This is a genomic window from Pseudoxanthobacter soli DSM 19599, assembly GCF_900148505.1.
Taxonomy (GTDB): Bacteria; Pseudomonadota; Alphaproteobacteria; order Rhizobiales; family Segnochrobactraceae; genus Pseudoxanthobacter; species Pseudoxanthobacter soli.
Map to the genome: position 1 here is coordinate 414488 of NZ_FRXO01000001.1, position 20677 is coordinate 435164.

Consider the following 20677-nt stretch of genomic DNA (forward strand, 5'->3'; position numbering starts at 1 on the left):
ACGGGTCCCGCCGCCGCCGCACCACGTTTTTTGCCACCGCGGGCAGGTCCCGGCAATTGCGCATGATGCTGCGCGCCGTCCCGGGAACCGTGCCATCCCATAGTGGACACGGCCGCCTTCGTCTCAGGCAAGCTGTTGGCCGCAGCCCGGATTCCGGACAATATGGCGTCGTCGTCCGCGCGGGCGGCGCGCTCGTCCTGCCGGATGGGCGGGGTCTTCCGGCGGTATCGCCGGTGCACTTCGGATCGATCCAGACAATGGGCCGTCTAGCCGCCATTCTCCTGTCGACGGTGCTGCCGGTCACGGTCGCCGCGATCGCCTTCGGCGCGTATCTCTGCTTCGGCAGCGCGCGCATGAGCTATCTGGGCCTGATCGATTCGCGCCTCAGCGAGATCGCGAGCCGCATCGACGCGACCGCCGAGAAGTCGCTGTCGCTCGGCATTCCGCTCGCGGGGCAACAGACCTTGAACGGCGTTCTCGCGCGTGAGCGCGCCGCCGATCCCGACCTCCTGTCCATCGACGTCGCCGACGGCGGGGGGACCATCCTGTTTTCAAGCACGCCCGCCCGCATCGGCACGGCCTTCGTGGCCGATCAGGCCGAGGCGAGGGTGCGCCGGGCGCGGATCGACAATCCCTTCGGTCTCGACGAAGGCGACGTGATGGTCCGTGCATCGCAGGCGGCGATCGACCGCAATCTCGACGGTTTGGCGTGGGATGTCTTCACAACGGCCGCGATGGCCTGCGCTGTGGCGCTGGTGCTGGCCGTTCTCGCCATTCTGCTGCCGCTGCGCAGGCTCTATGCCCATGCGTTGGACGCCGCGGGGCACGACGACGAGCCGGCAGCCGCATTGCCGCCGACCGGCCGGCTTTCGCCTGAAGTCGGCTGGGCCTTGACCGCGATCGAGGTGGAGCACGACCGTATCGGCGGCCGTCCGGCCCGCCCGGCGCAGACATGAGGGGCGGCACGATGCGTCGTTTCGACGTTCTGGTCCTCTCGATCCTGGCGGCGATCCTGATGGCCGCCATCGCCTTCGTTGCGCTGCGCACGGTGCAGTCGGCCGAGCGGATCATCCTGCCGGCCTTGCATGCGAAGGCGGAAGTCTCAGCGCGCTCGATCGGCGGCCTCATCACGGCTGCCCACGATTACGGCATGACGCTGGACGACATGGTGGGCGTGGACGACGTGCTGCGCGCGACGCTTGCGGAAAATCCGCAATATGGCGCGCTGGCTGTGATGTCGCCGGGCGGGGTTCCGAAGGCGCTGGTGACGCGGGAGCCCCCGGCGGATCCGACGGTCGCCGTGATGCCCAAGGACATGAACCTGTCGTCGAGCGCCGTTCAGGCCCCGGATGGCACGGCGATCGCCACCGTGATCGTCGGTATCCCGGACACGGTCGCGGCCGACCTGATGCGCGATCTCTGGCTCGATATCGGCGTGGTGCTGCTCGCCTCGATCCTGGTGACGCTCGAGGTGCTGACCTTCGTGTTCGGCCTCGACGCGGGCGCGGCGATGCGGGCGTTCGGGCACCGGCTCGATGCCCTTCGCGGCGGCGATCTCTCGCGCCACGCCGATGCCGGGGGAACGGGCGGTCTTGCCCGCGCCATCGCTGCCGTCGACGAGCGCGTCGCCTGGGTGCGGGCCCGTCACGAGGCGTTGCGCCTCAAGGCCGAGCGAGACGGCGACGAGGCCATGCTGGCCGAACTCGATGCGCTGAACGACCGCTTCCGGATCATGGCGGAGCGGCCCGATCCTTCCCCGGTCATGCGACGTGTGCGGATGCCGCTGTTCCTGTTCTTCCTCGCCGAGGAGATGACGCGCCCGTTCCTGCCGGGCTTCACCGCCCATCTGACCGAAGGCATGACCGCCGTTTCCCACGAGCTCGCGATCAGCCTGCCCATCGTGCTGTTCATGGCGATCGTCGCGCTGAGCCAGCCGTGGCTCGGCGGCCTGACGGAGCGGTTCGGACGAAGCCGCGCGATGCGTCTCGGCGCCGCCATCGCGGTCGCCGGATTCGTGGGAACGGCCTATTCGACCGGCTTCGTGCCGCTGCTGGTGTTCCGCTCGCTCGTCGCCATCGGCTACGCGGCGGTGTTCGTCGGCGCCCAGGGCGTCATCATCGACAACACGGCGGGCGGAAACCGGGCCCGCGGCCTGGCGCTGCTGGTGACCGCCATCATGGTCGCCGCGCTGTGCGGGCCGCCGATCGGCGGCATCATCGCCGACAGGCTGGGGCCGCGCGCGGCGTTCCTGGTCTGCGGCGCCGTCGCGTTCGCGGCTTTCCTGTGCGCGCGGCTGACGCTGCCGAAGGACCGCATCCATCCGAACGCGCGGGTCGCCGGGGTGGGGCTGCGCCAGATCGGCGCCGTGCTGCGCCGTCCGGCCATGGCGGCGCTGCTCGTCGGCAGTGCGTTCCCGGCGAAGCTCGTGCTCGCCGGCCTCTCGTTCTTCCTCATCCCGGTGGTGCTCGGCGGGCGAGGGTTCGACGAAGCCGCCATCGGCCGGGTGCTGATGCTCTATGCGCTGTCGATGCTCGTACTCGTGCCGCTCGTCGCGGGCTGGAGCGACAAGGGCGGGCGCAGGCCGCTGTTCGTGGTCTCCGGCGGGCTGCTGGCCGCCTCGGCTGTGATCCATCCGCTGTTGTGGCCAGAGCCCTGGGGCGCCGCGATCCTGGTGCTTCAGCTCGGCCTCGGGCAGGCGCTGTCGATCACGCCGCAATCGGCGCTCGTCGGCGAACTTGGCCGCCGGTTTGCCCCTGATTTGTCGGAAGGAACGCTTTATGGTGTGTTTCGACTCGTCGAGCGGCTCGGCAGCGCCGTCGGACCGGCGCTCGCCGCGTGGCTGCTCGCGAGCTACGGCGTCACGATCGCGTTCGGCGTGATCGGGACGCTCGTCGCCGTCGGATCGCTGGCGTTCGCCGCCGCAATGGCCGCGGAACGCGCCGCCGGCATTGCGGGCGGCGACCGGGGCGAAGGCGGGAGTGGCAAGGCCGGCGTCGGCGGCCGGATCATGGAAAGGGCAGGGCGATGACGGGGGAGGGCGACTGGAAGATCGGTCGGCGGCGTGCGCTCGCTCTTTTCGCGGCCGGACTTTCGGGCGGCGGAGCGATGCTCGGCGGCGGCATTTGGCCGACCTTCGCAGCCGATGTCGGCGATGCCGGCGCCGACCGCAAGCCGCATCGGATCTTCATGATCACCTACCGCGGCGAGACCGAGGCCGAGCAGGGCTTCCGCGACTATTTCGCCCAGCGCCAGATCCCCGTCGAGATCATCTCGCGCGACATCGGGCGGGACCTTTCCAAGATGCCGGCGCTGATCGACGAGATCCGCGCCACCAAGCCGGATCTGATCTACACCTGGGGTACGCCGGTGACGCTGGCGACCGTCGGCCAGTACGATGCCCCGGGCGACAAGAAGCCCATCACGGACATCCCCGTCGTGTTCTCCATGGTCGCGGCGCCGGTCCAGGCCAAGGTTGTTCCGGCGCTGGAGTCCTCCGGCCGCAACGTGACCGGCGCGTTCCACGTCGTCCCGCTCGATGCGCAGATGCGGGCGATGCAGTCCTACCGGTCGTTCGACACGGTGGGCGTGCTCTATTCCCAGGGGGAACAGAACTCAGTCGCGCTGGTCGAGCAGCTCCGCGGGCTCTCGGCTACGATGGGTTTCCGGCTGGTCACGCAGACCTTCGCCGTCGATACCGCCGGCAAGCCGACGGCAGAGGGCGTGCCGGAGGCCATCGCCCGCATGAAGAGCGAAGGGGTCGACTGGCTCTATCTTCTTCCGGATACCTTTCTCGGCACCATCTACGACATCCTCGGTCCGGCGGCGATCGCGCAGAAGCTGCCGTGCTTCGGCGCCGCCGAACTCTCCATCCACGCCGGCGTCGCCGTTGCGGGTCTCGTGTGCCGCTATTATTCGGTCGGCCAGCTCGCCGCCTCGAAGGCCGAGAAGATTCTGCTCGACGGAATCAAGCCGGCCGACATTCCGGTCGAAACGCTGAAGCGCTTTTCCTTCATCGTGAACATGCCGGTCGCCTCGCGGCTCGGCCTCTATCCGCCGCTTGCGATGCTGAACTATGCCGAAGTCATTGTCAGCTGACGCTACCGTCATCCCGGCAGGCGGCCAGGGCGATACCGGGCTGGAATGGTGCGAACTCGGCCCGGACGATATCGACGCGATTTTCGCGCTGCATCTCGCCGGGATGGCGGGGCTGCCGGATCCGGGCATCGTGAAGCCGGAACGGCGGGAGTTCTTCGCGATGCTGCTCGGAGGCGGCGGTCGCATTCTGGGCGTGCGGCACGGCTCCGATCTCATCGCCTATGGTGTGCTTCAGTACGACCTCTCGTCCGAGGGGGTGCCGCGCCGGGCTCTAGGCGTCGGCGCTTCCGAGCCGGTGGCCAAACTCGCCGGCGCTGCGGTCGCCCAAGGCTATCGCGGCCGCGGCCTGCAGAGGCTTCTTGCGCGCCGGAGGGTGGCGCTTGCGGCGGCGGCCGGATACCGGCACCTGTTCTCGACCTCGTCGCCGCAGAATCCGGTGAGCTGGGCCAATCTTCTTGCCGAGGGGTTCGTCATCGTCGATCTCGCGGAGAAATATGGCGGGCTGCTGAGGTTCATCCTGCACCGCCAGCCGGACCGTGAGGCGATCGCGCCGGCGCTCTGGTGCGCCGCCGACGAAAGCGATGCGGTTCGCCGCCATCTCGCCTCCGGCCATATCGGTGTCGCCCAGCGCGTCGCTTCTGACGGCCGGGTCGAGATCGGCTTCGGCGCGGCGGCGCAGCGGGAGGCGGTCGAGTGACCATCCTGCAGGCGGAGCGCAGTCCCGGGACGATAGACGAGCTGTCCCGCATGGCGACCGTGACGGTCGATCTCCGCACGATCGCCGCGAACTGGCGCACCGCACGGGCGGCCTTTCAGGGCCGGGCGCTCGGCGCGGTCGTCAAGCACGATGCCTACGGGCTCGGCCTCATTCCGGTGGCCGAAACATTGTGGCGGGCGGGATGCACCCTGTTCTGGGTGGCGTGGCTCGAAGAAGCCCTGCGCCTTCGCGAGGCGCTGCCCGACGCGGCGATCTACACGCTGAACGGTCTCGCCGGCCACGGTCCGATCGCGTTCGCCGCCAACCGGATCGTTCCGGTGCTGTCGTCCTGGCCCGATGTCGAGGCGGCGGCCGGAGCCTGTATCGACGGCCTGCCGGTTGCCGTGATGGCGGACGGCGGCCTGATGCGGCTCGGGCTCACCGATGGAGAGCTCCACCGGCTGGCGGGCGATGCGGGGCTGCGCGCCCGTCTCGATGTGGGGCTGTGGCTCACGCAGCTCGCTCATTTCGCGCGCCCGGATGCACCGGAAAACGCCGCGCAGGTCGCGCGGCTCCGTGCCGCGATCGAGCCGGCGGGGCCGTCCGCGCGCCTCAGCGTCGTCAGTTCCTCCGGCGTGTTCCACGCGCCCGCGTTTCATTTCGATACCGGCCGGGTCGGCAGCGCCCTCTTCGGGGTGCAGACGAGCCTGCCGGTGCGCCAGCCCGTCACGCCGGCCTTCGAAATCTCGGCACCGGTGCTGCGCGTCGTCGAGGTGCCGGCCGGCGCATCCATCGGCTATGGCGGCGATGTCGCGACGCAGCGGCCTTCGCGGCTGGCGACGCTGGCGATCGGCTATGGCTGCGGTCTGCCGCGCACCGTGCCCGGGCGTGCTCATGTCGCTTTTGATGGGATGAAGGCGCCTTATATCGGCCGCCTCTCCATGGGGCTCTCGGCCGTGGATGTCACCGACCTGCCGACGGGCGCCGTCTGCGAGGGGACGAGGGCGGAAATCGTGGGCCCGTCCGTTCCGCTGGAGATGCTGGCGGACGATGCCGGAACCATCGGCAACGACGTTCTCATCCGCCTCGCCCGGGGCCTGCCGCGCGTCTATCGCTGAGAAGGCTTGTAGTTGAGAAGAGCTGACGCCGAAGGCCGCGCGGCCTTCGGCGGCGGGTCTTACGCCGAAAGCGCGGCGGTCGCGGCGGCGCGGTCCTCGTAGACCTTGAAGATCGACAGAAAACCGGAGATCTCGAACACCTCCCGGATTGAGGAGCCGAGGCCGCACAGTTCGGTCTTGCCGCCACCGGCGCCCGTGCGCTTGCCGGCGAGCAGCACCACGCGCAGGCCGGCGCTGGAGATGTAATCGAGGTTCGTGAAATCGAGCAGAAGGCTGGTCTCGCCCTCCGCGATGCGGCCGGCGAGCAGGGTATCGAAATCCTTGGCGGTACCGCTGTCGAGCCGGCCCGTGGGGCTGACGACCAGAACCTTGCCGATGCGATCTTCTTCAACAGTCAGGGCAGTCATGTCTTCGATGTTCCTCGGGGTGTAACGCTCGGCGGGATTCTTCGGCGCGCCTGCCGCCGGTCGGTCGATCAGGTCGGCTGGGGCGTCAGTCGGAAGCGCACGATGTTGCGGATGCCGGCGCGGCGATAATCCAGACTGTCGAGCAGATGTCTCGACAGATGCACGCCGAGGCCCCCCACCGCACGCTCGGCGACATCGGAGGTGATGTCCGGCTCCGGTGCGGCCGTCGGGTCGAAGGCATGGCCCTCATCGGCGATCTCGCCCTGGATGACGCCGTCCACCATGGTCACGAGCAGCGAGACCGGTCCCGGCTCCAGGCCCTCGTAGCCGTGCTCGACGACGTTGGTCATGAACTCGTCTACCACGAGTTCGAGCGCATAGCTCGTGCGCGGTGCCAGGCCGTGGCGTCTGGAGAAGGCGTGAATCGAGTCGTGAACGGCATCGAGGGCGCCGATTTCGGCCGGGACCGTCAGATCGATCGCGTCCACCATCAAACCATGCCTATCCGCGCGGAGCCGCAATATCGCCGTTCCATGCCCGCAGCGTCGGGCGTTGCCGCTCGCCCGCCTGCCGCTGCCGGCCCGGCCCCATCATTCCCCGGCTGCGCGCGTTTTTCCACTCCCTTGCGCATTGCCGCGCAGGGACGTGACCACCGCGGCCGCCGCACGGGCCTCCGCCTCGCGAAAGCGGCGGCGTTCCGCAGCCTCGCGGTCGGCGCCCCAGAGGCGGATGTTCCAGTCTTCGTCGATGTGGGCGGCGTTCCATGCCTCGTCGAATCCGATGCGGCCATGATGCAGCGCCAGAGTCACGAGCACCGAGCCGGTGAGCGTCGTCAGCGATTGCAGGGCGGCGACGAGCAGCGCGGGCGCCTGCGGAAGCGCGCGGTCCACCGCCGCAATCGCGCCCTCCGATTGCTCGACCGGCATCACGCCCGCGGCGAGGACGAAGCGCGCGCCCAAAGCCGTCTCCGCCCAGGCCAGGATCGGGTCCCACGCCGCCATCTGCATGGCGACGAGGCCTTCCGGCTCGTCCGCGCGGTAGCAGAGCAGGTCCGAGCCGGCATAGCGGATCATCTCGTCCCGCACGGGGGCGACATTGCCCTCCACGCCGTCGATGGCGGCGTTGACGAGCCGTGTCAGCGGCATGGTGGCCGGGTCGACCTCCACCGCCTGCGCCTCCCACTCCGCCGCCACCAGCGCGGCAAGGCTTTCCGTTGGCAGGCGCACGATCGCCTTGCCCGGCGTCCGCAAAGGCCGCGAATCGAGCAGCACCACGAAGTCGCCCGCTTCATTCGCCGACGCCGATGCGCCGCGATAGAATCGCTTCACGCGCTGCGGCTTTTCGGAACGGAACGCTTTCTCCGCGGCCGTACCGTCGCGCTCCTCGCCTGTCGGCGCGGAAAGCGCCTCGAACGGATTCTCGCTCATGGCGTTTTCTCCACGATCGCCTGGGGCCAGCCGAGCAGCGCCGCCAGCGCGTCTTCCAGCTCGGCGAAGCGGTCGATGACCACCGCCGCGCCGTCGTCGTGCAGGGCCTGGGCCGGCTGGAACCCCCAAGACACCCCGATGCCACGGATGCCCGCGGCGCGCGCCATCTGCATGTCGTAGCTCGAATCGCCGATCAGCACCGTGCGGCCGGCTTCGACACCCGTTTCCCGCAGCGCGTTGAACACCATTGCCGGGTGAGGCTTCGAGGGGGCGTTGTCGGCCGTGTTCAAGGTCACGAAGTGGTGACGAAGCCCGTGGGTCGCAAGGATGTGGTCGAGGCCGCGCATCGACTTGCCCGTGGCGATGCCGAGCAGCACGTCGTCGCGGCGGGCAAGCGCCTCGATCGCCTCGACCGCGCCCTGATAGAGGGGTTCGCCGTCCTGCATCTCGACGCGCAGCCGTTGATAATGCGTCTTGTAGCCCTCGACGAGCCCGTCGACGAGCGGCTGCTGGGCGGGTGTCGTCAGCGCTGCGATCGCGAGCGGCAGCGAGAGGCCGACGATGCCGAGGATGTCGTCGCGTGGCGGCGCCGGCAGGCCGGCATCGTGAAAGGTGGCCGTCATCGCCCCCACGATGAAGGCGCGGGAATCGACCAGCGTGCCGTCGACGTCGAAGAGAATGAGATCCATCGCGTTCCTGTCCGCGGCTTCGTGCGCGGGCGCCCTCGATCTGCGGCGCGCGCGCGCCGAGTCAGCGAGGGCTGCGCCGTCGCCTGTCTGCGAGCGTCATGGGCCAGCACCACGGCTCCGTCAAGCAAAGCCCGACGGCTCAGCCGGAGCGAAGCAGGCGGATCGCCTCGTCCCGCCGGAACAGGTAGAGCAGGGCGCGCAACGCGGCGCCACGCGGGCCGATGAGGTCCGGATCGGTCGCGAGCACGAGGCGGGCATCGTCGCGCGCCGCCTCCACCAGATCGGCGTGGAGCGCGAGATCGGCGATGCGGAAGCTCTGCGCGCCGCTCTGGCGGGTGCCGAGCAGTTCGCCCTCGCCGCGCAGCCGGAGATCCTCCTCCGCGATCAGGAAGCCGTCCTCGGTCTCGCGCATGATCCTGAGGCGCGCCTCGGCGGTGGGGCCGAGCGGCGGGCGGAACAGCAGCAGGCATGTCGACGGGCGGTCGCTGCGACCGACGCGGCCGCGCAACTGGTGAAGCTGGGCGAGGCCGAATCGCTCGGCATGCTCGATCACCATGATGGTCGCATCCGGCACGTCGACCCCGACCTCGACCACCGTCGTTGCCACGAGCACGCGCGTGCGGCCTTCGCGGAAGTCGGCCATGGCGGCGTCCTTCTCCGCGGCCTTCTGGCGGCCGTGGACGAGGCCGACGACGGGGCCGAACGTTTCGGCGAGCGCGGTGCGGCGGCTTTCCGCGGCCGCGAGATCGCTCGCCTCGCTCTCCTCGACCAGCGGACACACCCAGTAGGCTTTCTGGCCCTCGGCGACGGCGGCGCGCAGCCGGGCGACGAGATCGTCCATCCGGTCGGTCGGCAGCACGCGGGTGTCGATCGGGCGCCGGCCGGCGGGCTTCTCCGTCAGCTTAGAGACGTCCATATCGCCGAACATCCCGAGCACCAGCGTGCGGGGAATCGGCGTCGCGGTCATCACCAGAATGTCCGTGCCGCGCCCCTTGGCGGTGAGCGCGAGGCGCTGGTGCACGCCGAAGCGGTGTTGTTCGTCGACGATGGCGAGCGCGAGGTCGGCAAACGCGATGTCGGTCTGGAACAGGGCGTGGGTGCCGACCACGAGACCGATACGGCCGGAGGCCAGCCCTTCGAGCGTCGCCTCGCGGTCGCGCCCGCGCTCCCGGCCGGTCAGGATCGCCACCTCGATGCCCGCCGCTGCGGCATAGGGCGCGATCGCGGCATGATGCTGGCGGGCGAGCAGTTCCGTCGGCGCCATCAGGGCGGCCTGAGACCCCGATTCGATGGCCATTGCCGCGGCGAACAGGCCGACGAGGGTCTTGCCCGAACCGACATCGCCCTGGAGCAGCCGCAGCATGCGATTCGGGGAGGCGAGGTCGGCGGCGATCTCAGCGATGGCACGTTCCTGCGAGGCGGTCGGGGCGAAAGGCAAGGCCGCCCGGATCAGGTCGCAGAGCGCACCGGTCGGCTTGCGCACCCGCCCGACGGTCCGCCGCGCGCGGGCACGCACCAGCCCGAGCGCAAGCTGGTTGGCGAGAAGCTCGTCATAGGCGAGCCGGGCGCGGCTCGCGGCTTCCTCGGCGTCCTCACCCCGCGGGCGGTGCAGGCGGGCAAGAGCGCCGGCGAAGGGCGGCCAGCCCTTCCGTTCGATCCAGGCGGCATCCTGCCATTCCGCCAGGCCGGCCGGCAGGGCCTCCAGCGCTGCGGCGGCGGCCCGGCCGACCGATTTCTGGCCGATGCCCTCCGTGAGCGGATAGACCGGCTCGACCGCGGGCAGCGAATCGATCTCGTCCTCGGCGACGACGTGGTCGGGGTGGACCATCTGCGGCCGGCCGTTGAACCACTCGACCTTGCCGGACACCCAGCGCGTCGCGCCGACCGGCAGCAGCCGCTCCAGCCAGTCCGCCTTGGCGTGGAAGAACACCAGGGCGATCTCGCCGGTCTCGTCGGAGGCGAACACCCGATAGGGCCCGCGGCCCCCGCGTGGCGGTTCGTGGCGATCGACCCGGACGTGCAGCGTCACCACCGCGCCCTCGGGTGAACGGGCGACGCCCGGGCGCCGCCGCCGATCGACGATGCCGCTCGGCAGGTGAAACAGCACGTCGGCGACGACGGCCTCGCGGTCGGGCGGCGCGACGAGACGGGCAAGTGCCTCGCCGAGCTTCGGGCCGACGCCCTTCAGCGCCGTTACCGAGCGGAACAGCGGGTTGAGGATTTCGGGACGCATCCGCGGTCTCCGGCGGACTCAGGCTTCCGGAACGTTGGCGTCGAACTCGGCGAGCCAGACGTCCGCGGCCGCATCGGACGGCGCGCGCCAGTCGCCGCGCGGCGACAGCGAGCCGCCCGCCGTGATCTTGGGACCGTTGGGCAGGGTCGAGCGCTTGAACTGGTTGGCGAAGAACCGCTGGAGAAACAGCCGGAGCCAGCGGCGGATCTCGCCGAGTTCATAGGCACGGCGGTCGCCCTCCGGCACGTCCTTCGGCCACGCGCCTCGATCGGGATCGGCCCAGGCCCGCTCGGCGAGGAACGCGATCTTGGAGGGCCGGAAGCCGTAGCGCGTCAGATAGAACAGGTTGAAGTCCTGCAGCGCGTATGGGCCGACGATCTGCTGCGTCGACTGGATCGCGCCGCCGGCGTCCTGGGGCACCAGTTCCGGCGAAATCTCGGTCGCGAGAATCGCGTTCAGCACCTCGATCGTCTCCGCGCTGACGTCGCCGGAGGCGGCGACGAAGCGGATGAGATGCTGGATCAGCGTCTTCGGCACCGAGGCGTTGACGTTGTAATGCGACATGTGATCGCCGACGCCGAAGGTGCACCAGCCGAGGCCGAGCTCGGAAAGGTCGCCGGTTCCGACGACGAGCGCGCGGTGCTGATTGGCAAGGCGGAACAGGTAGTCGGTGCGCAGGCCCGCCTGGACGTTCTCGAACGTGACGTCATAGACCTGCTGACCGTCCGCGAACGGATGGCCGAGATCGGCCAGCATCTGCCGTGCCGCCGGCCGGATGTCGATTTCCGCCCCGGTGGCGCCGATGGCGCGGATCAGCGCCCAGGCATTGGATTTGGTGCCCTCTGACGTGGCGAAGCCGGGCAGGGTGTAGGCAAGGATGTTGGACCGGCTGAGGCCGAGCCGGTCCATCGCCCGGGCGGTGACGATAAGGGCCTGGGTGGAATCGAGCCCGCCGGAGACGCCGATCACGGCGTGCTGCGCGCGCGCCGCCGCGAGCCGCTTGGCAAGGCCCTGCACCTGAATGTTGTAGGCCTCGTAGCAGTCCTCCCGCAGCTTCGCCGGGTCGGAGGGGACGAACGGGAAGCGCTCGAAGATCCGTTGCAGCGGCACGGTCTCGGCCGGCGCATCGAGGTGGAACTCGACACTACGAAAGGCCGGTGCCCGCCTGAGTTCGTCGACGGCGCATTCGCCGAAGGTGTTGAGCCGCATCCGCTCCTGACGGAGCCGGCCGAGATCGACATCGCCGACCGCCATCGTCGCGCCGGTCGCGAAGCGCTCGGTCTCCGCCAGCAGGGCGCCGTTCTCGAACACGGCCGCCTGCCCGTCCCAGGCGAGGTCGGTGGTGGATTCGCCGGGGCCGGCGGCCGAATAGACATAGGCCGAGACGGTGCGCATCGAATGGGCCGAGCAGAGCAGGCGCCGCGTATCGCCCTTGCCGATGGTGATGTTGCTGGCCGAGAGGTTGAGGAGCACCTCCGCGCCGGCGAGCGCTGCCCGCGTCGACGGCGGCAGCGGCACCCAGACGTCCTCGCAGATCTCGACGTGGAACGTGAAGGGCACGGTGCCCGCCGAGCGGAACAGCAGGTCGATGCCGAACGGCGCCTCGATGCCGGCAATCGAGATGGTCTCGCCCCTGACATCGAGCCCCGAGGAAAAATGACGCCGCTCGTAGAACTCGCGATAGTTCGGCGGATAGGCCTTCGGCACCACGCCGAGCACCGCGCCGCGATGGATCACGACCGCCGTGTTGAAAAGGCGCGGCCCATGGCGCACGGGCGCGCCCACCACCAGCACCGGGAACAGGGTGCGGGAGGCCTCGATCAGGCGGCCGAGCGCGGCATGAACGGCTTCGAGCAGCGCGTCCTGAAACAACAGGTCGTCGATCGCGTAGGACGATATTCCCAATTCGGGAAACAGCATCACCGCGACCTTCGTCCGGTCGCCGGTTGCCGCGAGCGCCAGCGTCTCCTCGACCGCGAACGTCGGCTCCGCCACGGACGCCCGTGGGACGCAGGCCGCCACACGAACGAAGTCGTGAGAGTAAAGCGAGTGGAAATCCATCATGGCGGGTCGCGATCCTGGGCCGTTTCGGGGCCGCGTGATGACGTGTCGCCCCGATCATTACAGGCTCGCGGAGGCGACATCCAGCTTCCAGCCCGGCGCTTCCTTGGGAAGACATCCGCCGGCTGAGGCGATCATCGGCCCCGAGGCAGGATCGTGAGCCCACGTCGCGAGTGCATGACGCTGATGGATCGCCAGCGCGGGCGTCCGCCCCGAGTGATGCGTCTGCGGATGCCAAGGAAGCGAGTCTGCAGGCCGTTAGGGGGGAATGGATGGCCCGGGCCACCAGGGCGACCATGCGTGCGGGCGTCAATTATGCAGGCCTTTGCGGATGTCGGTACATCACGCGCATATGGCGCACGTGTCGCGATCGCGCGCTTCATGATCGCCCTCTATGGAGCCGGAGTAGCGGCGTCTCGACAACAGCCGGGCTGGGCGGCCCACGCGCCGGCGGCCGCCATTCCGGATGATCGATTAAGAATTCATGAGATATATCAATAGCTTGTGTGATTAAACCGCTTGAATTGTAAGCAAGGTATAAATTACACTATAAGTATCATTATAGCCTGTATAGGCGGCTAGGACGTCAAGTCCGTCCTGCTCGGACCCGTCCTGCCGGGTCCCGTCGTGCTGTCTGCGGAGAACCATCCCGGCAGGGGGGCGCGCCTCGCGCACTCGCCCTGTCGACTCGCCCTGTCGGGAGGCAGATTCTCCCGGCGTCACACCGTCGGACCTCGCCGGTCTGTCCGTTCACGCTTGTGTGTGCGACTGTTCGGACCGTCGGGCGAATCCCGGCCTGCCCCTGATGTCGCGGGGCGGGTTGAGACGCCGGCCGATGCGGCAAGCGGCGCTTCGCTGCGGCCATGGCTCCGCTTGGCGCCCGGATGGCGTGGCTTGGCACCCGGACGGCGTGGCTCGGCGCCCGGACGGCGTGACAGGAAAGGTTTCCTAGTGACAGAGATCCTGTCTGCCGTTGTCCTGTTCGGCATCCTGCTCGCCGCATCGGCGGGGGGGGTGATCGTCAGGCCCTATCTGTCGGAACGTCACCTCAACCGCGAGGTGATCGAACTCCTGCAGATCTTCGTCAGCATGCTCGTCACGTTCGCCGCCATCGTGCTCGGGCTTCTGACCACATCGGCCAAGACCGCGTTCGATGCCGTCAGCACCGACGTCAACAATTTCAGCAGTTCGCTCGTGGAGTTCGACCGCACGATGGCCGAGTACGGCCCCGAGACCGCTGCCATCCGAACCGCGCTCGCGGGCTATGCCGAAGCGGTGATCGCGCAGACCTGGCGGAGTTCCGATCTGCCCGCGGCATTGCGCGGCGGGCCGCCGACCTCAGCCGGCGAGGGCCTGGACAAGCCGAACGTCGGCGACGCGCTCGAGAACATCAAGCTGTCGGTGCTGGAACTCCAGCCGCATACGCCGCTGCAGCACGAGCTTCGCGATATTGCGATCGAGCAGGGACGGCACGTCATCCTGCTGCGCTGGCAGCTCTGGTCGGAGAGCCAGACGTCGATCTCGATCGAGTTCTATTCGGTGATGGTGTTCTGGCTGATGATCGTGTTCTTCAGCATCGGGCTCAGCATGCCCCGCAACGCGCTGGCCTTCACCGGCATGCTGCTGTGCGCGCTCTCGATCGCCTCCGCGATGTTCGCCATCCTCGACATGGACACGCCGTTCGGAGGTTTCCTCAGCGTGTCATACGGGCCGCTGGTCGACGCGGTCGCCACGATCACGCGGTAGCCGCGTCACTCGCGCTCGGCGGCGCGGTGGCGGCGGCGCAGGTCGTCGCGGTCGCGGCGCTGGTCGAGCGCGACGTCGGCTTCGCGCAACCATTCCCGCCAGATCGCGACGAGAAGCGCCATCAGCACGGGGCCGATGAAGAGGCCGAGGAAGCCCATGGTCTTCACGCCGCCGATGAGGCCGAAGAAGGTGGGCAGGAACGGCAGCTTGATCGGGCCGCCGACCAGCTTCGGCCGCAGCGTCTTGTCCACGATGAAGAGTTCCACCGTGCCCCACACGAACAGGGCGGTGCCGGCGATGAACTGGGCATTGCCGAGCAGGTAGAGCGACACGAGCGTGAAGGCCAGCGGCGCGCCGCCGGGGATCAGCGCCATGATGCCGGTGATCACGCCGAGCGTGACCGGGGAGGGCGCTCCGGCGAGCCAGTACGCGACACCGAGCACGACGCCTTCGCCGATGGCGATCAGGCCCATTCCTGTCACGGTCGAGCTGATCGTGGCAGGCACGACGCGGGAGAAGGTCTGCCATCGCGACGGCAGGATGCGCTCGCCGAACCGGTCGAGCTGCTGGCCGAACGCCTCGCCGTCCTTGTAGACGAAGAACAGCGCGATCAGCATGAACAGGAGGGTGAGGAACAGGTTGAAGGCGCCGCCGCCCGCCACCAGGGCGAAGTGGTAGACGCTGGCGATGTTTTCGCCGCTGACGAACTGCACGAGTTCGCCGAGCGCGCCGGGCCGACCGACGTGCTCCGCCCACTGCATCGACAGCCAGTCGCCGACGAACGGCATGGCGCGGATCCAGTCCGGCACCGGCCCGCCGTGCTTGTTGAGGGCCATCACCCACGTGATGGAGTGGCGGATCTCGTCGACCGCGTAGCTGAGCGCCAGCGAGATGGGCGCGACCAGAACGACGAGGATGATGAGGAGGGCGATCGTCGCCGAAATCGCGCGCCGGCCGTCGCACAGCGCGATGAGCCGGCGGTAGAGCGGCCAGCTCGCGAACCCGATCACCAGCGCGCCGAGCACCGGAACGAGGAAGCCACGGAAGAAATAGACGCCGGCCAGAAGCACCAGCACCAGAAGCCAGCGCGCCACGGCGCGCGGCGCGATCAGCGGCATGCTGGCGGGATCGCGCTCCGGGGGCGGAGGCGGCGGAAGTTCCCTCGGATGAATCGGGTGGGCGCGCTCACTCACGTTGGTCGATCCTCCGGTCCGCGCGCCGTCCGGCCGGCATCGCGAAAACGGTCGAGCCGCCTGCAGGCCGAAGGGAATAACGCGCGCGGGGCAGTCCGGGGCGGACCGCCATTATGGGTGCCGTTTGCATCTTTTAGCCGCACACGGCGCGACAGGCGACCGGAACAATCGCGCTTCCCGACCGAATTCGAAGCCGGGAAGCAGGGGACGGACAGAAAGCCAGTTCCATTTCCGCATGTATGGTACGCCGAAGCCGCACGTTAACCGCGCGACCACGGCGGAATCGGGGCAGAGCGCCGGCCGAGCAGGCCTATCCGCCGCGATCAGTCACGGTCGACCTTGAACCACAGTGTCCGCACCTTCTGGCGGCCGTGGTTGGTGATCTTGTGACGGCGCCGGCCCGAATAGCAGATGGTGTCCCCGGCCTGGAGATGGTGGGCGACGCCGTCGATCTCGACCGTCAGCTGCCCCTCCAGCACGTAACCGTACTCGAAGCCGTCGTGATGCGCCGGCGAGCGGTCCACCTGCCCAGAACTCGGACCGTATTCGTCGATCGCCATCGACACGCCGCGCGTGCGATCCTCGCGGATCAGGCGGCGGACCACATGCCGCGTCGTCTCGACGATGCGCTGCTCGCCGGAGCGCACCACCGGATTGTCGGTCGACGGTGCGTCACCGACGATGATGTCCGCCATCGAGATTTCGAGCGCGCTCGCGATCACGATCAGCGAGCCGATCGAGGGCGACGCACGGCCGCGCTCGACGAGGCTCAGCATCGACGGACTGAGACCCGACATATCCGCCAGCGCCTGCAGGGTCATGCCCCGCGCCTGCCGGGCCTCCCGGATCCGCATCCCGATGGATGCCAGGATCGTCGCGGAGGTCTCGCCCGAATCCTCCTGAGAGTGCGGACCTTCGCTCCTCATCGAGAACTCGTCCCGCTTTTCACTCTTCGCCTGGCGCATACCGACCTCGAAACGACAAAACAGGCAACGTTCCCGCGTGGTGCGAATGTTCTCATCACGACGAATTTTTCAAGTGTATGCAAACACTTTATTCACATTGAACCGAAAGTAACGAAAAGGTCGCGCCGAAATGCATCTCCGGAGATGACCACTCGTTCAAGTTTGAGACTATAGCAAAAAAATGGGATTTCCACTATACAAAATTCCGCCGCGTTAAAACGATCGTTTAGGTACTCATTTTTTCAGGATTCTCTCAAGTCGCTACATGCTGCCGTCTTGAAGCGGCAGGCCTCGTAGGGCTCTTTCTTCTGAAGAGGAAAGGGGAAGGGGTGTCGGATTGTATACAGATTCAGTGCCGACGAAGGTGTGGATTGATGCGCGGTTCGTCGATTTAGAGCTTGAAGCGGGGCATGTCGCGTCGTCAAGGTTGTATATCTTGGTGAATACCATCCATCAGGGCCGGGCGAATCCGATCCCATGGCGATCTCCGGACCGCGGCGGGCGCGACGCCTGAGCGGGTTCAAAGTGGCGGATCGATCCTCTATCCTCCGGCCGCGCGTGTTCTTGCGCCCGGTCCTGGGACTCGCTGCATCGCCTCGCGGTACAGCCTCGCCGGGTGCGCGAGGCGGCGCGGCCGCCGCGGTGGTGCCGCATTCGATGTGCGGTGAGGCTCTTTGCGAGCGCGCCGCGAGAGACCGGCGTTTCGAAGTTCCGATGACGAGGCCCTGCCATCATGAATGCGCCGGTTATGACTGCCCCGGTGATCCGCTCCTCGGCCTGTCCGCACGACTGCCCGTCGACCTGTGCGCTCGAGATCGAGGTGGAGGGTGATGCGATCGGCCGTGTACGGGGGGCGGGCGACAACGACTATACGGCCGGGGTCATCTGCGCGAAGGTCGCGCGCTATGCGGAGCGAAATCACCATCCCGACCGGCTTATGAAGCCGCTGATGCGCACCGGCCCCAAGGGAAGCGGCCAGTTCACCGAAATATCATGGGACGAAGCGCTGAACCGCACCGCCGATGCGCTTCTCGAGGCCGAGGCGCGGCTCGGGCCACAGGCCGTCTGGCCCTATTTCTATGCCGGTACGATGGGCCTGGTGCAGCGCGACGGCCTCGAACGGCTGCGCCACGTCAAGCGCTATTCCCGCACCTTCACGACCATCTGCACCAACACCGCCTGGACCGGCTACATCGCCGGCACCGGTCGCCTCGCGGGGCCGGACCCGCGCGAGATCGCGCTTGCCGACGTCGTGGTGATCTGGGGAACGAACGCCGTCGCCACCCAGGTCAATGTCATGACCCATGCGATCCGCGCGCGCAAAACCCGTGGCGCCAAGATCGTCGTGGTCGACGTCTATCGCACCGAGACTGCGCGTCAGGCCGATATCGCGCTGATCCTGAAGCCCGGCACCGATGCGGCGCTTGCCTGCGCGATCATGCACGTCGCGTTCCGCGACGGCTATGCCGACCGCGATTATCTCGCGGCGTTCAGCGACTGTCCCGACGAACTGGAGGCGCACCTCAAGACGCGCAGCCCTGAGTGGGCGGCGGCCATCACCGGGCTCGGCGTGGACGAGATCGAGGCCGTCGCCGCGCTGGTGGGCCGCACGCCGCGCACGTTCTTCCGCCTCGGCTACGGCTTCACGCGCGGCCGCAACGGGTCTGTCGGCATGCACGCGGCGGCATCCATCGCGACCGTGCTCGGCTCCTGGCAGCACGAGGGCGGCGGTGCGTTTCACAACAACGGCGCGATCTATTCCCTGAACAAGACGATGATCGAAGGGCTCGACGTCGTGGATCGCAGCACCCGCCGTCTCGACCAGTCGCGCATCGGGGCAGTTCTGGAGGGCGATGCGGACGCCTTGCTGGGCGGGCCACCGGTCGCGGCGATGTTCATCCAGAACACCAATCCCGTTTCGGTGTGTCCGGAACAGGCTCGGGTCCGCCGCGGCTTCGCCCGCGAAGATCTGTTCGTCGCGGTCCACGAGCAGTTTATGACCGAGACGGCGATGATGGCGGATATCGTGCTGCCGGCCACGACCTTCGTCGAGCACGACGACATCTACAAGGGCGGCGGCAACCAGTATCTGCATTTCGGTCCGAAGCTGATCGAACCGCCCGGCGAATGCCGCAGCAATCACGAGGTCGTGGTCGAGCTCGCGCGCCGGCTCGGCGCGGAGCACGCCGGCTTCGCCATGACGCCGCGCGAGCACATCGACTGGATGCTGCGTCATTCCCGGCTCGGCACGCTCGACGAACTGGAGGCGAACCGCTGGCGCGACTGCCAGCCGCCGTTCGAGGAGGCGCATTATCTCAAGGGGTTCGGCTTCGGCGACGGCAAGTTCCGCTTCAAGCCGGACTGGACGCGGGTGAAGAACGAGAATGCCGGCCCGATGGGGCCATGGGCCGAGATGCCCTCGCTGCCGGATTATTGGCCGGTGATCGAACTGCCGACCGCCGCCGAACCGTTCCGGCTGGTCACTGCGCCAGCGCGCTCGTTCCTCAATTCCACCTTCAACCAGACCCCGTCCTCGGTGGCGAAGGAAAAGCGGCCGACGGTGATGATCCATCCGAAGGATGCCGATCGGCTCGGCATTGCGGACGGCGACCGCGTGCGCATCGGCAACGAACGCGGCAGTCTCGTGATCCATGCCGCCGTCGCCGCATCGATGCAGCCGGGCGTGCTGATCTCCGAAGGTCTTTGGCCGAACGGCGCCTTCGAGGAAGGCTTCGGCATCAACGTGCTGACCGGGGCCGATCCCGTGGCGCCCTATGGCGGTGCCGCGTTCCACGACAACCGGGTGTGGCTGAAGCGGGCCGGCATCCGGCCGGGCGTCGGCGAGGCCGCTTCGGCGGGCGGCGCCGCGTTCGACGCCGCCGAATAATCCCTCGATCACAGGTGCAGAATGTCTGAGGAAGCCAAGGTTGCGATCGTCACGGCCGCGAGCAAGGGGCTCGGCGGCGGCTCCGCCCGCCGTCTCGCCGAACTCGGGTGGAAGGTCGTCCTGTTCGCGCGCTCGGAGGAAGTGGAGCGGCTCGCGGGCGAACTCGGCGGTATCGGCGTGCGCGGGGACATCGCGAACTCCGCCGATCTCGGGCGCCTCGTTCAGGTGGCGCTGGACGCGTACGGCCATATCGACGGTGCGGTGATCTCGACCGGTCATTCCGGCAAGGGCGATCTGGTCGCCATTCCCGACGCGGTCTGGCACGAGGGACTGGACCTCTTGCTGATGCCTGTGGTCCGTCTCGCCCGGCTGCTTGTGCCGGAGTTCCAGAAGCAGGGACACGGCTCCGTCGTCGCCGTGTCGTCGTTCGCCGCCATCGAGCCGGATCCGGATTTCCCGGTCTCCGCTGCCTTGCGGGCCGCGTTGTCGAGCTACGTCAAGCTGTTCGCGCGGCGCTATGCGGCCGAGAACATCCGGATGAATGCCGTCTTGCCCGGTTTCATCGACAGCCTTCCCGCCAAGGAAGACCGGATGCGGCGCATTCCGGCCGGACGTTATGGCCGCGTCGACGAACTGGCGAGCACCGTCGCGTTCCTGCTGTCGGACGATTCATCCTATGTAACAGGACAGAACGTTCTGGTGGACGGCGGCCTCGTCGCCGCGATCTGATAGCGGCGAGGGGCTTGTCGGGCGCCCTGAGAGGCGCCCGCGTTCCGCATGGGAGGGGCGACCGTTGCGGGGCGAACGCCTTAAACACGGTCGCCGTTCACCTTACCTTGTCGGCAGGATCTCGAAGCGCGCGGCCACCGGCTCGGCGTCCTCGACCTTGATGGAGAGCACCGCCGAAGCCGAGGGGCCGATGCGGCAGGCGTTCAGCATGTCGTCGACCTTCTCGTGCGGTCCGCAGAACAGCGCCTCGACCGCACCGTTGCTGAGATTGCGTACCCAGCCCTGCAGCCCGCGCTGGCGGGCATGACGCTCGGCCCAGGCCCTGTAGCCCACGCCCTGCACCCGCCCCTCGACCAGGACGTGAACGCATTTCCGATCCTCGGATGGAGTGCCGGTCGACATCAATCCTCTGTTCCCATGCTTGCCAGCG

17 protein-coding genes are annotated in these 20677 nt (G+C 68.3%); 8 read left to right on the forward strand and 9 right to left on the reverse strand.

Annotated elements, in window-relative coordinates:
* Positions 1–257: 257 nt before the first annotated feature.
* The 5 genes from BUF17_RS01765 to BUF17_RS01785 are packed head-to-tail and all read left to right on the forward strand — an operon-like array spanning position 258 to position 5910.
* Entirely contained in the window at positions 258–956 is a 699-nt protein-coding gene (locus tag BUF17_RS01765) for a hypothetical protein (protein WP_073625481.1), read from the forward strand.
* 11 nt (positions 957–967) lie between these two features.
* Positions 968–3028 carry an MFS transporter gene (locus BUF17_RS01770; RefSeq protein WP_073625482.1) on the forward strand — a complete coding sequence of 687 codons (2061 nt, stop codon included), beginning with the start codon at positions 968–970 and terminating at the stop codon, positions 3026–3028.
* Positions 3025–4095, forward strand: a complete 1071-nt coding sequence (locus BUF17_RS01775) for an ABC transporter substrate-binding protein (protein ID WP_073625483.1) — start codon at positions 3025–3027, stop codon at positions 4093–4095. Before BUF17_RS01770 ends, BUF17_RS01775 begins: the two co-directional genes overlap by 4 nt.
* Positions 4073–4792: a GNAT family N-acetyltransferase gene (locus tag BUF17_RS01780; RefSeq protein WP_175563584.1), complete on the forward strand. Its 720-nt coding sequence runs from the start codon at positions 4073–4075 to the stop codon at positions 4790–4792. The genes BUF17_RS01775 and BUF17_RS01780 overlap by 23 nt, the downstream gene beginning before the upstream one ends.
* Positions 4789–5910, forward strand: a complete 1122-nt coding sequence (locus BUF17_RS01785) for an alanine racemase (RefSeq protein WP_084563783.1) — start codon at positions 4789–4791, stop codon at positions 5908–5910. Before BUF17_RS01780 ends, BUF17_RS01785 begins: the two co-directional genes overlap by 4 nt.
* Positions 5911–5969: 59 nt before the next feature.
* On the opposite strand, the gene BUF17_RS01790 is transcribed toward BUF17_RS01785, so the two are convergent.
* The 6 genes from BUF17_RS01790 to BUF17_RS01815 form a co-directional block, all read right to left on the reverse strand.
* The gene (locus BUF17_RS01790) at positions 5970–6317 is read right to left on the reverse strand and encodes an STAS domain-containing protein (protein WP_210215376.1); all 348 of its coding nucleotides are present in this window, start codon (positions 6315–6317) and stop codon (positions 5970–5972) included.
* Positions 6318–6385: 68 nt separating this feature from the next.
* Positions 6386–6808, reverse strand: a complete 423-nt coding sequence (locus tag BUF17_RS01795; RefSeq protein ID WP_073625485.1) for an ATP-binding protein — start codon at positions 6806–6808, stop codon at positions 6386–6388.
* A gap of 99 nt (positions 6809–6907) precedes the next feature.
* Positions 6908–7744 carry an ATP12 family chaperone protein gene (locus BUF17_RS01800; protein WP_073625486.1) on the reverse strand — a complete coding sequence of 279 codons (837 nt, stop codon included), beginning with the start codon at positions 7742–7744 and terminating at the stop codon, positions 6908–6910.
* Positions 7741–8433: an HAD-IA family hydrolase gene (locus BUF17_RS01805; RefSeq protein WP_073625487.1), complete on the reverse strand. Its 693-nt coding sequence runs from the start codon at positions 8431–8433 to the stop codon at positions 7741–7743. Before BUF17_RS01805 ends, BUF17_RS01800 begins: the two co-directional genes overlap by 4 nt.
* Positions 8434–8572: 139 nt before the next feature.
* Positions 8573–10666 (reverse strand): ATP-dependent DNA helicase RecG, encoded by a 2094-nt coding sequence (gene recG, locus BUF17_RS01810; protein WP_073625488.1) that lies wholly within the window; start codon positions 10664–10666, stop codon positions 8573–8575.
* An 18-nt stretch (positions 10667–10684) separates the two neighbouring features.
* On the reverse strand, positions 10685–12727 hold the full coding sequence (locus BUF17_RS01815) for an NAD(+) synthase (RefSeq protein WP_428977621.1): 2043 nt from the start codon (positions 12725–12727) through the stop codon (positions 10685–10687).
* A gap of 951 nt (positions 12728–13678) precedes the next feature.
* On the opposite strand from BUF17_RS01815, the gene BUF17_RS01820 reads away from it, so the two are divergent.
* Positions 13679–14473: a bestrophin-like domain gene (locus tag BUF17_RS01820; RefSeq protein ID WP_073625490.1), complete on the forward strand. Its 795-nt coding sequence runs from the start codon at positions 13679–13681 to the stop codon at positions 14471–14473.
* 5 nt (positions 14474–14478) lie between these two features.
* On the opposite strand, the gene BUF17_RS01825 is transcribed toward BUF17_RS01820, so the two are convergent.
* Together BUF17_RS01825 and BUF17_RS01830 are read right to left on the reverse strand one after the other, a co-directional pair.
* A complete protein-coding gene (locus BUF17_RS01825; RefSeq protein ID WP_084563785.1) occupies positions 14479–15591 on the reverse strand; it encodes an AI-2E family transporter in 1113 nt (370 codons plus the stop codon).
* Between the two features lie 398 nt (positions 15592–15989).
* A complete protein-coding gene (locus BUF17_RS01830; protein ID WP_073625491.1) occupies positions 15990–16631 on the reverse strand; it encodes a helix-turn-helix domain-containing protein in 642 nt (213 codons plus the stop codon).
* A 733-nt stretch (positions 16632–17364) separates the two neighbouring features.
* Here BUF17_RS01830 and BUF17_RS01835 point away from each other — a divergent pair.
* Both BUF17_RS01835 and BUF17_RS01840 read left to right on the forward strand, forming a co-directional pair.
* On the forward strand, positions 17365–19518 hold the full coding sequence (locus BUF17_RS01835; RefSeq protein ID WP_084563787.1) for a molybdopterin-containing oxidoreductase family protein: 2154 nt from the start codon (positions 17365–17367) through the stop codon (positions 19516–19518).
* 21 nt (positions 19519–19539) lie between these two features.
* A complete protein-coding gene (locus BUF17_RS01840; RefSeq protein WP_073625492.1) occupies positions 19540–20247 on the forward strand; it encodes an SDR family oxidoreductase in 708 nt (235 codons plus the stop codon).
* 102 nt (positions 20248–20349) lie between these two features.
* Here the strand turns inward: BUF17_RS01840 and BUF17_RS01845 are convergent, their stop codons facing one another.
* The gene (locus BUF17_RS01845) at positions 20350–20649 is read right to left on the reverse strand and encodes an acylphosphatase (RefSeq protein WP_073625493.1); all 300 of its coding nucleotides are present in this window, start codon (positions 20647–20649) and stop codon (positions 20350–20352) included.
* Positions 20650–20677: the final 28 nt, after the last annotated feature.

What these genes read in the sequence shown, in the direction of transcription:
- BUF17_RS01765 (WP_073625481.1), top strand. Translation starts at nt 258, where the DNA reads ATGGGCCGTCTAGCCGCCATTCTCCTGTCGACGGTGCTGCCGGTCACG.
- BUF17_RS01770 (WP_073625482.1), top strand. Translation starts at nt 968, where the DNA reads ATGCGTCGTTTCGACGTTCTGGTCCTCTCGATCCTGGCGGCGATCCTG.
- BUF17_RS01775 (WP_073625483.1), top strand. Translation starts at nt 3,025, where the DNA reads ATGACGGGGGAGGGCGACTGGAAGATCGGTCGGCGGCGTGCGCTCGCT.
- BUF17_RS01780 (WP_175563584.1), top strand. Translation starts at nt 4,073, where the DNA reads ATGCCGAAGTCATTGTCAGCTGACGCTACCGTCATCCCGGCAGGCGGC.
- BUF17_RS01790 (WP_210215376.1), bottom strand. Translation starts at nt 6,317, where the DNA reads ATGACTGCCCTGACTGTTGAAGAAGATCGCATCGGCAAGGTTCTGGTC.
- BUF17_RS01795 (WP_073625485.1), bottom strand. Translation starts at nt 6,808, where the DNA reads ATGGTGGACGCGATCGATCTGACGGTCCCGGCCGAAATCGGCGCCCTC.
- BUF17_RS01800 (WP_073625486.1), bottom strand. Translation starts at nt 7,744, where the DNA reads ATGAGCGAGAATCCGTTCGAGGCGCTTTCCGCGCCGACAGGCGAGGAG.
- BUF17_RS01805 (WP_073625487.1), bottom strand. Translation starts at nt 8,433, where the DNA reads ATGGATCTCATTCTCTTCGACGTCGACGGCACGCTGGTCGATTCCCGC.
- recG (WP_073625488.1), bottom strand. Translation starts at nt 10,666, where the DNA reads ATGCGTCCCGAAATCCTCAACCCGCTGTTCCGCTCGGTAACGGCGCTG.
- BUF17_RS01815 (WP_428977621.1), bottom strand. Translation starts at nt 12,727, where the DNA reads ATGGATTTCCACTCGCTTTACTCTCACGACTTCGTTCGTGTGGCGGCC.
- BUF17_RS01825 (WP_084563785.1), bottom strand. Translation starts at nt 15,591, where the DNA reads ATGCCGCTGATCGCGCCGCGCGCCGTGGCGCGCTGGCTTCTGGTGCTG.
- BUF17_RS01830 (WP_073625491.1), bottom strand. Translation starts at nt 16,631, where the DNA reads ATGCGCCAGGCGAAGAGTGAAAAGCGGGACGAGTTCTCGATGAGGAGC.
- BUF17_RS01835 (WP_084563787.1), top strand. Translation starts at nt 17,365, where the DNA reads ATGAATGCGCCGGTTATGACTGCCCCGGTGATCCGCTCCTCGGCCTGT.
- BUF17_RS01840 (WP_073625492.1), top strand. Translation starts at nt 19,540, where the DNA reads ATGTCTGAGGAAGCCAAGGTTGCGATCGTCACGGCCGCGAGCAAGGGG.
- BUF17_RS01845 (WP_073625493.1), bottom strand. Translation starts at nt 20,649, where the DNA reads ATGTCGACCGGCACTCCATCCGAGGATCGGAAATGCGTTCACGTCCTG.